General features: G+C 64.5%; 14 protein-coding genes and 1 other RNA gene. 5 read left to right on the forward strand and 10 right to left on the reverse strand.

The annotated features are described in order from the left end of the window. Window positions 1–238: 238 nt before the first annotated feature. A complete protein-coding gene (locus tag XdyCFBP7245_RS06070; RefSeq protein ID WP_104614832.1) occupies window positions 239–1,078 on the forward strand; it encodes a histidine biosynthesis protein HisIE in 840 nt (279 codons plus the stop codon). 417 nt (window positions 1,079–1,495) lie between these two features. Here XdyCFBP7245_RS06070 and XdyCFBP7245_RS06075 read toward each other — a convergent pair whose 3' ends face one another. Then, window positions 1,496–2,158: a DUF3313 domain-containing protein gene (locus XdyCFBP7245_RS06075; RefSeq protein ID WP_104614833.1), complete on the reverse strand. Its 663-nt coding sequence runs from the start codon at window positions 2,156–2,158 to the stop codon at window positions 1,496–1,498. A 55-nt stretch (window positions 2,159–2,213) separates the two neighbouring features. Continuing rightward, window positions 2,214–2,504 carry a hypothetical protein gene (locus XdyCFBP7245_RS06080; protein ID WP_104614872.1) on the reverse strand — a complete coding sequence of 97 codons (291 nt, stop codon included), beginning with the start codon at window positions 2,502–2,504 and terminating at the stop codon, window positions 2,214–2,216. Between the two features lie 324 nt (window positions 2,505–2,828). On the opposite strand from XdyCFBP7245_RS06080, the gene XdyCFBP7245_RS06085 reads away from it, so the two are divergent. Continuing rightward, window positions 2,829–2,904, forward strand: a non-coding RNA gene (locus tag XdyCFBP7245_RS06085) — sX9 sRNA. Window positions 2,905–2,953: 49 nt separating this feature from the next. Here the strand turns inward: XdyCFBP7245_RS06085 and XdyCFBP7245_RS06090 are convergent. The 6 genes from XdyCFBP7245_RS06090 to XdyCFBP7245_RS06115 form a co-directional block, all read right to left on the reverse strand. Beyond that, a complete protein-coding gene (locus tag XdyCFBP7245_RS06090) occupies window positions 2,954–4,144 on the reverse strand; it encodes an ATP-binding protein (protein ID WP_104614834.1) in 1,191 nt (396 codons plus the stop codon). Continuing rightward, window positions 4,141–4,806 (reverse strand): response regulator transcription factor, encoded by a 666-nt coding sequence (locus XdyCFBP7245_RS06095; RefSeq protein WP_104614835.1) that lies wholly within the window; start codon window positions 4,804–4,806, stop codon window positions 4,141–4,143. The genes XdyCFBP7245_RS06090 and XdyCFBP7245_RS06095 overlap by 4 nt, the downstream gene beginning before the upstream one ends. A gap of 147 nt (window positions 4,807–4,953) precedes the next feature. Next, window positions 4,954–5,841, reverse strand: a complete 888-nt coding sequence (locus XdyCFBP7245_RS06100) for a TIGR01777 family oxidoreductase (protein ID WP_104614836.1) — start codon at window positions 5,839–5,841, stop codon at window positions 4,954–4,956. A 279-nt stretch (window positions 5,842–6,120) separates the two neighbouring features. After that, window positions 6,121–6,714, reverse strand: coding sequence for a DUF4142 domain-containing protein (locus tag XdyCFBP7245_RS06105; protein ID WP_104614837.1), 594 nt, complete (start codon window positions 6,712–6,714; stop codon window positions 6,121–6,123). A gap of 86 nt (window positions 6,715–6,800) precedes the next feature. Beyond that, complete coding sequence (locus XdyCFBP7245_RS06110; RefSeq protein ID WP_170068543.1) at window positions 6,801–7,067, reverse strand: hypothetical protein; 267 nt, start codon at window positions 7,065–7,067, stop codon at window positions 6,801–6,803. A gap of 44 nt (window positions 7,068–7,111) precedes the next feature. Further along, window positions 7,112–7,393: a hypothetical protein gene (locus XdyCFBP7245_RS06115; RefSeq protein WP_104614839.1), complete on the reverse strand. Its 282-nt coding sequence runs from the start codon at window positions 7,391–7,393 to the stop codon at window positions 7,112–7,114. A 412-nt stretch (window positions 7,394–7,805) separates the two neighbouring features. Between XdyCFBP7245_RS06115 and XdyCFBP7245_RS24140 the strand changes: the two genes are divergently transcribed. The 3 genes from XdyCFBP7245_RS24140 to XdyCFBP7245_RS06125 all read left to right on the forward strand — a co-directional run bounded on the left by XdyCFBP7245_RS24140 (window position 7,806) and on the right by XdyCFBP7245_RS06125 (window position 10,027). Continuing rightward, entirely contained in the window at window positions 7,806–7,970 is a 165-nt protein-coding gene (locus XdyCFBP7245_RS24140) for a hypothetical protein (RefSeq protein ID WP_170068544.1), read from the forward strand. An 87-nt stretch (window positions 7,971–8,057) separates the two neighbouring features. After that, window positions 8,058–9,164, forward strand: a complete 1,107-nt coding sequence (locus XdyCFBP7245_RS06120) for a DUF3182 family protein (protein ID WP_104614840.1) — start codon at window positions 8,058–8,060, stop codon at window positions 9,162–9,164. Next, a complete protein-coding gene (locus XdyCFBP7245_RS06125) occupies window positions 9,164–10,027 on the forward strand; it encodes an alpha/beta hydrolase family protein (RefSeq protein ID WP_104614841.1) in 864 nt (287 codons plus the stop codon). The genes XdyCFBP7245_RS06120 and XdyCFBP7245_RS06125 overlap by 1 nt, the downstream gene beginning before the upstream one ends. A 235-nt stretch (window positions 10,028–10,262) precedes the next feature. Here the strand turns inward: XdyCFBP7245_RS06125 and XdyCFBP7245_RS06130 are convergent, their stop codons facing one another. Both XdyCFBP7245_RS06130 and XdyCFBP7245_RS06135 read right to left on the reverse strand, forming a co-directional pair. Beyond that, window positions 10,263–11,063, reverse strand: a complete 801-nt coding sequence (locus XdyCFBP7245_RS06130; RefSeq protein WP_104614842.1) for a hypothetical protein — start codon at window positions 11,061–11,063, stop codon at window positions 10,263–10,265. 217 nt (window positions 11,064–11,280) lie between these two features. Continuing rightward, window positions 11,281–12,504: an RtcB family protein gene (locus XdyCFBP7245_RS06135; protein WP_104614873.1), complete on the reverse strand. Its 1,224-nt coding sequence runs from the start codon at window positions 12,502–12,504 to the stop codon at window positions 11,281–11,283. Window positions 12,505–12,524: the final 20 nt, after the last annotated feature.

Below are 12,524 nucleotides of genomic sequence, written 5' to 3' on the forward strand. Positions count from 1 at the left end.
CGGATTCCGGGTTACGCGGTGGAAGAGGAATAGGGTGTCTGGCTGCGTAAATCAAGCTGAACGAGAGTGCCAGCCAGCAATTTAACTGCCGGTGAAAGAGTCGCGCATCCCTTGCCACCATTGCGTTGACAGCCCGCCGAGCCGGGCGTAGCGTCCGCTTGTTCCGATGCCTGTTCAGCAGATGCATGCCGTCGCGCATCGCCCGCGTTTACCGCACTGATGCCCTTAAGGAGGGTCTATGAGCAACGGCAATGGTGTAACCGCAACCCTGTCTGACGCCGTCGATAGCGTCAAGAGCACCGCAACTGAACTGACCGACACCATCGCCAGCACCACCAGCGAGGCGGTGACCAATGTGCAGGAAGCCGCAGGCGTGGCCGTGGCAGAGGTCAAGACGCGCGTTGCCAAGGCCCGCAAGGCGGTGGTCAAGGCGGAGAAGAACGTGGTTGCCAAGGCGGGCGAGGCGGCGACTGCGGTCAAGCGCAGCGTGGCCAAGACCAAGCGCTCATTGACCGCGACCAAGGACGCTGCAAAAGACAAGCTGACCGCCACCAAGGATGCTGCCAAGCAGAAGCTGCTCTCCACCAAGGATGCGGCCAAGCACAAACTGACGGCGACCAAGGACGCAGCCAAGCAGAAGTTGAGCAGCACCAGCGCCGCGGCCAAGAAAAAGATCTCCGATACCAAGGCCAACACCAAGCAGAAGCTGGAGACCGCCAAGGCCAACGCCAAGGCCGAAGCCGCCGCACTGAGCGCCAAGACCGCCGCCAAGAGCGCGGCGCGCAAGACCGCCGTGGCAACGGTGAGCGCGCGCACGGCCGCGAAGAAAGCCGCGGCCAAATCGGCGTCGCTCAAGAAGTCGGTCGCCAAAGGCATCGCCAAGAAAGCGCCGGCCGCCAAGCAGGCCGCGACCAAACAAGCCGCAGTGAAGAAGGCCCCGCTGAAAAAGGCCGTGACCAAGACTGCGTTGAAGAAGGCGGCCAAGGTCACCAAGACGCCTGCAACGCGCGCCGTGGCCAAGACCACTGCTGCCCGCAAGGCGGTGGGCAAAAAGGCCGTCAAGCGCGTCACACGCTGACGGTTGAGGGCGCATTGCGTGGCGCCCCTCGTGCTGGAGGCGCAGATGTGCGCCGCACGTTGAGAAGTACGTAGACGTTGAAACGTATCGAGAGAGGCCGACGCTGCCGTACAGCGTCGGCCTTTTCATGCGTTTGCGCTGCTCCAACTGCACGAGGCTGCGCACGTACCCTCATCCGCTGATGTGGGGGCACCTTCTCTCGGTGGGAGAAGGGAAGTTCGCTTGAGCCCCTCTCCTGCGGGAGAGGGGTTGGGGTGAGGGTACGCAGCGAAGCGCTCCAGGTGTTTCGACTGCAGCTCGTGTTGTTCCAGCTGCGTGTTGCTCCAACTGCACGAGGCCATGCACGCACCCTCATCCGCCCCTGTTGGGCACTTTCTCCCGATGGGAGAAAGGACGTGCCTAGGCTTCGTCTAGCACCTACTCGATCCCGTCAATCAGCTGCTCGGCGCCCTTGCGAATTCCCGCCTTCGCCGCGTCATACGCGCCCAGGCTGGCCTTGATGTTCATTGCGCTGGGATATTGCTTCTCGACATACGCGGCGAGCAGGCGATCGCTTTGCGCATCGAAGATCTCCACCGCATAGCTGACCGAGCCGGAAAATGCGCCCTGCTTGCCGCGTGCGGCCTGTACCGCGTTGTACGAACCGCCGCCTATGTCCACCTTCATGATGGTGCCCAACACGCGCTTGCTGGGCTTGGCGCCGGTCAGGGTGATGCGGACGCGCAAGGTCTCGCGATCAGCCGACGTCGTCGGGCGCCAGCGCCGCGCAATGGCGTTGCCGAACTCCTGCTGCATGACGTCGGCCAGCATGCGTTTGTCCTGCTCTGGCACGTTCTCGAACTGCGCATCCGGTCCGCGGTAAATGGCGACCGGATCGATGATGGCTGCGCGGTAGTGCGTCCAATCCACATCGCTGTGATACGCGTACGGCATGCGGTCGCCGCGGCTGCCATCATGCGGGCGCAAGTAACTGGACGACGGCAACTGGCGATACGGCATGGGGCCGGTGCTGGCGCAGCCGATCAGGGTGATGCCGATAACGGCAAGCGTGCAGCAACGGGCGACGAAACGGACGGGCATGACAGGGTCCTGTAAGAAACGAAACGGTTGTGGGAAAGAGCAAGCGCGCAAATCTTCAACGCAGCAGAAGACGCATCAGCGCCAGCGCCAACAGCGCAGCCGCGGCCGTGAGCAACACGCCGCGCGTGGCCCAGCGTTGCAGGCGATGTGTCTGGCGTGCGCTGCGGATGTCAGGCAATGCGCACCAGATGTCGCGGTTACGCGTGCCGGTGCGGCCGCAGCGAAATTCTGCTGCCGGTACCAACACAGTGGTAGACGCGATCACGCTGTCGTTGGCGGCGTTTTGCATAGCCAAGTGCGATAGCACGGTTGGAGCGCGTGGGGTGGGGCGGGTGGAGCGAATCATCACCATGCATCCTGGATGCGTGCGGTGAGTGCACTCTAGGCAGGCAGCTTTAGAAAGTTATTGGAAGCGAATAGCACGTCGTCAACATCGCGCTTGACCTCTAGCGCGACCCACAAACCACCTCGTGCGCATCGGATAGGCGCCATCGCCTACAACCGGCGATGACGTTGTTTGCTGCGTCCAAGCTTGCTGTTTGGCTGGTTCGATTCCGATCATCTTGCGCACGGAATCGGCAGGTGCCAAGCGCGTCCATCCCGGTTTTAGCGCAGCGAACGAAACGACTGCGCTCACCGCCGTGCGGGTGCGGCCGGTGCTCGGCGCGATATGTACCACGCGTCCGCTCCGATTCTGAGCGCGCCGTCTACACCCACCTGACGACTGCTTGCTACGTTTGTTAGCTGCCCTCATGCGCCGGCCGTAGGCGCGTGGTGGCCGCTCGCCAGATATTGTCAGCTGCTCTTGGCCGTCGGCGCGCTATTGCCGGCAAACACCACGCGCACGCACAGGCCGCGCCCTTCGCTGCCTTCGCAGGTCTCGATCGTTGCGCCATGCAGGCGCGCAATGCCGGCGACCAAGGACAGCCCGATCCCGCTGCCCTGCACTTCGCTACCGGGCACACGATAAAAGCGCTCGAAAATAGACGTATGCGCAGCCTCTGGTACACCCGGGCCGTCGTCGCTCACCTGGACGAAGGGGTGCAGCACGTCGGCACGCAGGCAGTAGCCGCAACTCACCTCCACCGTACCGCGGCTACGCCCGTAGCGGATGGCGTTGTCGATCAGATTGCGGATCAGGATGCCCACTGCATCCACATCGCAACGCAACAGACATGGCGATGCTTCCACTTGCAGATTGATCTGACGCGCGTCAGCCTGCACGCTGAACTCGTCGAGCACATGCGAAATCAGTTCGCCCATGTCGACCTGGTGATAGGCGGCCGAACTGATCCCGGCGTCGAGTCGCGCCAGATCCAGCAATTGCTCGGCCAGGCGGTTGCTGCGGCGTGCGGTCTCCAGCAACTGATGCAGCGCCGCGTCCTTTGCCTCCAGCGTGGGCGCACGCAGGGCGACCTCTGCATACGCATGCAGCGCCGACAGTGGCGTGCGCAGTTCGTGTGCGGCATCGGCAACGAAGTCGCGCTCGGCCTGTACGGCTTTTTCCACGCGCGCCAGCAAGGTGTTGAACGAGGCGATCAACGGGCGGATTTCATCCGGCACCCGCTCCAACGGCACCGGTTCGGTGTCCAGGCCGGTGCGCTGCGCGATGGCGAGCGACACCGCGCGCAGCGGCCCGAGCGAGGTGCGTACCGCCCACCACACCAGCACGCCCAGGATTGCCAGCTGCAATGTGTTCAGCACTACGGCGGTCAGCGTCTGGTTGAGGCTCATGCGCGAGGAGAGGGTGCCCGTAGCGGCGGCAACCCCCGGGGCGGCGATGGCATCGTTGGCCGTGTCGAAGCGCCGTTCCAGCGTATCGGGCAGCGCGCTGACCAGGCGGTCGCCGAGCAGGTTGAGTTCCTGCTCGACCACGCTGTGATGGCCCTGGGTGACCAGTGCAATCAGAATCCATAGCGACGTCGACCAGCTCAGCAGAACGATGGCCGCCAACGCCGCCAGCATGCGCGCCTGCAAGGACTTCATTCGGGTGCCTTGCCGACCATATAGCCCTGGCCGTAGACGGTGGAAATCAGCTCGTCGCCCAGCTTGCGCCGCAACTGATGCACATACACCGCAATCATGTTGCTGCCACCTTCCGACGGGCCGCCATACACGCCTTCTTCCAGCTGGTCCTTGGTGACCACGCGCCCGGCACGCTCCATCAATGCCAGCAACAAGCGATATTCATGTGCGCTCAACGCCACCCAGGTGCCGGCGCGGGTGACCTTGCGGCTGCTCGGATCCACGCAGACATCGCCCTGGCTGAGGACCGGCACCACGCGCCCCTGGCTGCGGCGGGTGATCGCGCGCAGCCGTGCCATCAGCTCATCGAACTGGAAAGGTTTGACCAAGTAATCGTCGGCGCCGGCATCCAGCCCGCGAATGCGGTCGGTGAGCTGGCCGCGCGCGGTCAGCGCAATCACCGGGGTGGCGTCGTAGTGGCTGCGCAGGAAGCGGATCACCGTCAGCCCGGATTCGCCGGGCAGGCCGATGTCCAGCAGTACCGCGGTGTAGCGGTGATCCACCAGCGCAGTCTTGGCCGCGTTGGCGCTGCAGACATGGTCGATGGTCCAGCTCTGCTGGCGTACGCCGTCGCAGATGGCATTGGCCAGCATGGTGTCGTCTTCGACAAGGAGCAGGTGCATATGGGGTCCGCTGGGCATCGGGCAATCCGAGATCCGCAGCACTGTCGAAGATGCGCGTTAGGGAAATATTAGTGCATGCCCCGTCCGGCGCGGTTGCATACCCGATGGGCGGCCCGGACGCCCGGGGCGCCTGGCCCGCCGGGCACCTCAGCGCTGCAGGATCGCGCGCAGCGCCGGCTCCAGTTGCGTGTACTGGAAGCGGAATCCGGCATCGAGCGCGCGCTGCGGCAGCACGCGCTGGCTGATCAGCAGCAGGTCGGCCATTTCGCCGAAGCCCAGCCGCAGCAGCCCGGCCGGCAGCGCCAGCAGCGCCGGGCGGTGCAGCACCTTGGCCAGGGTGCGCGCGAACTCGGTATTGCTGACCGGGTTGGGCGCGGTGGCGTTGTAGGCGCCGGGCTGGCCGTGCTGCAGCAGCCAGACCAGCAGCGCCACCATGTCGGCGCGGTGGATCCAGCTCATCCAGTGCCGGCCGTTGCCGAAGGGCCCGCCACCGCCCAGCTGAAATGCCGGCAGCATGCGTGCCAGCGCGCCGCCATCGCGGTCCAGCACGATGCCGGTGCGCACCCAGCTCACGCGAGGGCCAAGCGTGCCGATGCGGGCGGCTTCCGCTTCCCAGTCGCGGCACAGCACGGCCGAAAAGTCATCGCCCGCAGGATCTGCTTCGGTCAAGGCGGTGTCGCCGCGCTCGCCGTAATAGCCCACCGCCGAGCCGGAGATCAGTACCGACGGCCGTTGCTCGGCGGGCTGTTGCGCAATCCAGTCGTGCAGTTGGCGGGTGATGCCCAGCCGCGAATCGCGAAAACGTTGTTTGCGGGCCTCGGTCCAGCGGCCGGCGGCCAGCGGTTCGCCGGCCAGGTTGATGACCGCATCGGCCTGCATCCCGTCCAGCGTGTCGACGGCGGTCACGCCGGGCAGGGTACGGCTGGCGCGGCGGGTGTCGCGCGTGAGCACGCTGACCTGATGGCCGGCGTGCAGCAGCGCGGGGCACAAGGCCTGGCCGATGAAGCCGGTGCCGCCGGTGATGAGCAAACGCATGGGAGGCTCCTGGGCCGAGTCGATGCGGCACCATAGGCCACGGCGGACCGAAGCGGAGTGAAGCCGGCGCGCGCAGCGCCGGCGACCTTGCCGATGCTGTGGCCGATGTCTTGGTGCAGATGGATCGCGACGGCGGGGTCCATGCGGGTGCATGCAGTCGCGCCTGGCGTGGCGAGCACGGCGATGCAGCAGCGATGCAGCGCGCTCGATGCACCGCTACCGCCAAACGCAAACGCGCCAGACAGGCCGGCGCGTTTGCGTGATGCAGCGGTGGGGCGCTTACTTCGACGACGATACCGCGTGGGCCCGTTCGAAGTGCGCCGACACCACGCGACGGGTCTCTTCCAGGTGCTGCTTGACCGGCGCGCTCTCTGCAGCGGGCAGCAGTTCGGCGTCGATGATCTTGATGGTGTCGCCGTGGTCCATGACCATGTTGCGCATGAAGGCATTGCGGTACGCATCCTTGCCGTCGGGCAGGGTGAGCGTCTTGGACAATGCTTCCACGGCGGCCTTGCCCTTGGCGCGCATCGCATCCGCACGCGGGCTGTCTTTCGCGCCCAGCGCCTTGGTCTTCTCGAGGTTGGCTTCGTGGTCCTGCAACATCTGCTGTGCGAACTCGCTGGTGGCGCCGCCCAGGTCTTGTTCGATGGCTTGCTTGGCCAGCGCAATCTCGTTCTCATCGATCGCGGCCAGCACGCCCAGCGCGCCGCCATCGCCCTTGGCCAGCTCGGTGGCTCCGCTGCCGCTCACCGGCGCGGCAGTCGGTTCCGGCGACACTGCCGGTGCAGTGCGCGATGCATCGCCACCGGGGCGATCGCAGGCGGTAAGGCTCAGCATGGCCAGCAACGATGCAGCAACAAAAGTGGATTTCATGAAGGTCTCGGGGGTGGGTCGGCACTGCCGGCGATGAAATGCAAAGGAGCCGCTGCGCGGCTCCGGTACTGCGGTTACTACCTTGATCAAGCCCACTGCGGCTGGGCAACCGGCGCGATGCCCAGCGGTCTGATCGGTGTGCGGATCGCGTCCTGCGCGGTGCGGCACTTGCGTGCCATGCGCGTTGTACGCTCGCGAATCATGGCGTGCTCGCTGATCGGCGCGCTGCCCAGCAGGCTGGCCACATGGAAGCCAAGGATTTCCTCCGCGCGGTCGCCCTGGTCGCTGATGATGTGCGGTACCAACCGCTCCAATCGTTCCAGCTCCTGCTGCACTTGATACGGGGTTTTCATGACGATCTCCAATGAGTAACAGGTCTTGCGTACGACGGGCGTGCTCAGCTGTTGTGTGCACCCAGGCGCTGCCAGCAGTCGGTTGCCAGCTGTTCGTAGTTGGACTGCGTGTTGGACGAAATGAAGTGATGCTCAAGGCGGTCGCGAAACAGACGCAGACGTTCTTGGTCGCTCGAACGCGGTGCCTGCAGATAGATATCGCAGGCCATTTTCACCACCGGGGACAATTCGCTGAACTTGCCTGCGCCCAGATTTCCTTGGGCATGCCGCGCCTGCCAATGCGCGATTTCGGCTTGTACATCGATGACGGATGGGTCTCTGCTCATGACTTTGGGCGTTCCGGGGTTAAACAAACTTGACGTGCAGAGTAACTGCAGGTATGTCAACGAATGATCATCGAACGCGACCATTGCCTGCAGTTGCGCGACACAACGCTTAATTAGTCAGCTTGTTTTTGCGTCTCTACACGCGTTGCATGCACACGCTGCGGCGCGACCTTGAGCTTCTGCTGACACGCAAACGTGCTGCACTGAGCGATCGCCTGCGATCGACCGGTCGCCGCGCAGCAAGGTGTCCTGTGTCAGTCGCTACCGTGGCCACTCCCTCGATGCGCCTGCGTTGCTTGTGAAAAAATTCTGCGTGCAATGCCGCATTTTACGGAAGATTCTGAACCGCTCCACACCTGTGTAACGTCTGATCCTTAATGTATGTCACGACGTAATGGAGAGAGCAGACAGGATGCAGGAGAGCGAAAGCAGTCGTCGTAAACCGCACCATGCCAGCGGCACACCAGAGGCACGGGTGTGGTGGCATGCCTTGTTGGAGCTGCGTGGTGGGCGCATGGTCATCAGCTTGATCGTGGTGGTGCTGATCGTGGTGGGTCTCTATCTGGCCCTGAAATAAGCGCAGACGCGCACCTGCAACATCGCACTGCGCCGCTCGGCGGTAACGAGCCGGCGCCGGGATGCGGCCTTGCCGCAAGGGGATGTAATGGCGGATCCGCCATACGGGTTGGTGCGTGGGCACATCACGCGCGCGGTGTCTTCCGATGGACACGAGCGTGCCACGCATGCCTGGGTGTGCAGCGAAATTGCACGCCTGCTGGGCGCGCGCAATGGCGGGCTGGGCGATGTCGCGCTGATCGATGAGGGCATCGGGTGCCGCACCTTGCATGTTCCCGACGACACCTTGACCATCGAACAGGCGCGGGCATTGGGCATTGAAGATGCGAGCGGCTTGCTGGGTGGCATCGTGCCGCTTGCATTCGTCGCCACCAAGGTCATCGGCCACCCGTTGATTGGCGAGACGGCGGCGCGTATCGACGGCTGGAATCAGGCACTGGCGATCGCGCTGGTGCCGGCCACCTTGCCTGGCTACACGGTGTTTTCCCGGGATGATGCGCTGCATTCGCTGGACCTGTTGCTGACCGCCGGTGGGGTGCGTCTGAAGCTGCCCACCGGCGTGGGTGGCAATGGGCAATGGCGTATTGCCGACACCGCCGGGCTGGTGCGGGCGTTGGACACGTTGCCGGAGGATTACCTGCACACCCACGGCGCTGTGCTCGAGCGCGACATCTTGCAGCCGGTGACGCATAGCGTGGGCGAGCTGTGCGTGGCCGGTATCCAGATCGCCTACTACGGCACGCAATGCAGCGTGCGCAATGCACAAGGCGATGCGGTCTACGGTGGATCGTCGCTGCACGTGCATCGCGGCTCGCTGGAAGCACTGCTGGCCACTGCATTGCCGCCGTTGCAGCGGCGCGTTCTGGAACAGGCATGCCGCTACGATCGCTGCATCACGAATGCCATTGCCGGCCTGTACATTTCGCGGCGCAACTACGATGTGGTCAGCGGCGAAGATGCGCATGCCGGGTCTGTCTGCGGTGTGCTGGAGCAATCCTGGCGGATTGGCGGTGCGCCGCCGGCCGAGCTGGCGGCGATCGCCTGTTTCCAGCAGCAGGCCGGCCTGCACTGGGTGCACGCATCCACGCACGAACTCTACGAGGGCGAACCACCGGCCGATGCGCAGGTGTATTACCGTGCAACCCAGCCCGGCGCCGGTCCGCGCTACAAATACCGAAGGGTCTCAACCGACTGATGGAAGCCAAACTTTCCAGCATCGACATTGCGGTCGATCACGACGCGCTCAGCGGTACCTTGCTCACGCCCACCGGCATTCCGGCGGTGCTGTTCGTCCATGGCTGGGGCGGCAGCCAGCATCACAACCTGCTGCGCGCACGCGAGGCGGTGGGCCTGGGCTGCATCTGCATGACCTTCGATCTGCGCGGTCACGAGGGCCATGCCTCGATGTGGCAGACCGTCACCCGCGCGCAGAACCTGCAGGACATCATCGCCGCCTACGATCAGCTGGCGGGCCTTCCGTATGTGGATCAACAGTCGATCGCCGTGGTCGGCTTGAGTTATGGCGGCTACCTGTCGGCGCTGCTGACGCGCGAGCGCCCGGTGGAGTGGTTGGCGTTGCGCTCGCCCGCGCTGTACAAGGACGCGCATTGGGACCAGCCCAAGGTCAGCCTCAACGCCGATCCGGATCTGACCGCGTACCGCCAACGTGCCCTGACACCCGACGACAACATCGCGCTGGCGGCCTGTGCTGCATATACCGGCGATGTATTGCTGGTCGAAGCCGAGAACGACGTCATCGTGCCGCATCCGGTGCTGCGCAACTATGCCGATGCCTTCGTCAACGCGCGTTCGCTGACCACGCGCGTGATTGCAGGCGCCGACCATGCGTTGAGCGTCAAGGAGCATCAGCAGGAATACACCCGCGCGCTGATCGACTGGTTGACCGAAATGGTGGTGGGCCGCCGGATTGCATTGGCCAAGGAAGTGGTGGCGGCGCGCAAGCAACTGCTCAAGCAGCAGGGCGACGCAGCGTCAACGGGGCAGGACGCGCTGGCGTTTCGCGGCGATATCCGGGCGGTGGAAAACACGTCCGTTTGATTTGTCGCGCGTTTGCGTCGCCGTGCAGGAACACGTGGTGCAGCATGTTGCGCGGCCATCCCGGTCATGCGAAACGCGCAAGGCGTCGTGGTGCCGCAAGAGGCTACGAAGGCGCTGCAGGTTGTGGCCCACCGCAACCCACACAAACAAACGGGCCCTCGCGGGCCCGTCTGGTCTACTGCGGATCACTGGCGTTTAGCGCGGCCAATGCGCCACGGTCTAAACGAGCTACGGGTTACACGCGTGGATCGGTCGGGTTGCGACGTGCCGCATCGCCATGATGGTCCGAATCGAACGCCTCACGCACGGCATGCTTGGCCTTTTCCCAGGTCAAGCGCGAGTCGGCCTTGAAGCGGTCCCAGCCATCGCCCAGGTCGCGTTCCAGATGGTCGTCCCACTGGCGGCCGGCATGCTGTTGACGCGCCTGCATGCCATAGCGGTAAGCGGGACGATAGTCATCATACGAGTACTCGTTGTCGCGGTAGCTGGCGCTGTCGAAACGGCCGGCATAGTGCGTGTCGCCATCGCGATACACGGTGTGGGTGCGATCGGCGCGATCCCACGCGTCGCGCGCCGCCAGGCGTGCTTCATCCCATTCCAGGCGCGATTGACCACGGTTACGCGGCCACTCGCCGGCCAGGGTGGCTTCGGTTTCTTCCCAGGTGCTGGTAGGGCGCGTCTCGCGTGCCTGCAGGCCGAAGCCATAGACGGTGGCGTAGTCGCGGTCGTAGTCGGTGCCTTCCTTGTAGTACGGGCGGTGTTGATGCTCCTGACGCCAGTATTCGGTTTCTACGGTTGGGTCGAGGCGCTCGGCCACGCCCTTACCGGCAGCTGCGCCTGCCATCACGCCGGCAGCCGCACCGATCAAGGTGCCAAGCGGACCAAATACGGTGCCTGCCAGTGCGCCTGCCGCCGCACCGCCAGCGATACCGCCCACACCCACGCCCACCGGATGCGAGCCCGGGGCACCGGAGATCGGGTCGCGGTTCAAATCTTGTGCGTCTGCTTTGCGTTCCTGCTTGTCGAGATTGCGCATGCCGCCTCCGCTTACCTGATGGATGCAACCTGCAAAAACAGGCCGCGAACGTGGCGCAACCATGGCGGCGCAAGAGTGAAACGCTTGTGCTTTGATGTGAGTGCTGTCGCGACATGACTGAACTGTGCATTCGCATGTGCGGATGAGGTCGCCGACCGCGTGCAACCGCGACATCGCTAAAAACACGGCGAACGAGGGCCGCGATTGCGACCCTCGGTTATCCCTTGATGCACACCACCTGGCGCAGCGTGTGCAGCACTTCGACAAGATCCTGCTGCGCCGCCATCACCGCGTCGATGGACTTGTATGCCGCCGGCGATTCGTCGATCACCGCCGCATCCTTGCGGCATTCCACATGTGCGGTGGCCTCGCGGTGCTGGGCCAGGGTGATCTGCGCACGCGCTGCGGTGCGGCTCATCACCCGTCCCGCGCCGTGGCTGCAGCTATGGAAGCTCTCTGCGTTGCCCAACCCGCGCACGATGAAGCTGCGCGTGCCCATGCTGCCGGGGATGATGCCCAGTTCGCCGGTACGTGCGCTCACCGCGCCCTTACGGGTGATCAGCAGTTCCTCGCCATGGTGCGTCTCCCTCTGCACATAGTTGTGGTGGCAGTTGACCGCCAGCTTCTCCAGCTGGAACTTCGGCGGGCGGTGACGCATCTCCGCCAACACCCGCGCCATCATGGCTTCACGATTTTCGCGCGCGTAATCCTGTGCCCACGACACCGCTTCCACATACTCATCGAACAACGGCTCGCCCTGCATGAAGAAGGCCAGGTCCTTGTCGGGCAGATGAAAGCCCAGCACGCGGTGTGCCAGTTGCTCACGCGCCCGCTCGATGAAGTAGCTGCCGATCAGGTTGCCGGTGCCACGCGAGCCGCTGTGCAACATCACCCACACCGCGTCGGTCTCGTCCAGACAGAGTTCGATGAAGTGGTTGCCGCCGCCCAGCGTACCGATCTGGCACGCCAGCTTGTCGGTGCGGATGCGCCTGTGCTGCTGCTTGATCGCCTCCAGGCGCTGCACCAGCCCCGACTGCGCGATTCGCGTGTCGATGCTGTCGGGCAGGTTGCGATGCTCGCCGCCATGGCCGTTGCCGACCGGCACGCTACGCTCGATGCTGGAGCGCAGTTGCGCCAGGTTGTCCGGTAGGTCGCTAGCACGCAGGGTGGTGCGCACCGCCGCCATGCCGCAGCCGATATCCACGCCAACCGCCGCCGGGATGATGGCGCCGCGGGTCGGGATCACCGAGCCCACGGTTGCGCCCTTGCCCAGGTGCACGTCGGGCATCACCGCCACCCACGGCCCGACGAACGGGACGGCGGCGATAGTGCGCAACTGCGCATGCGCCTGTTCTTCCAGCGGCACGCCGCGCACCCAGCCCTTGATCGGGGTGGTGCTGCCTTCGGCATGCAGCCATTCGAAGTGTTGTGAAGTACTCATGTTGTTCATTCCTTTGCGCG

It is taken from the genome of Xanthomonas dyei, from assembly GCF_002939865.1.
Lineage (GTDB): Bacteria > Pseudomonadota > Gammaproteobacteria > Xanthomonadales > Xanthomonadaceae > Xanthomonas > Xanthomonas dyei.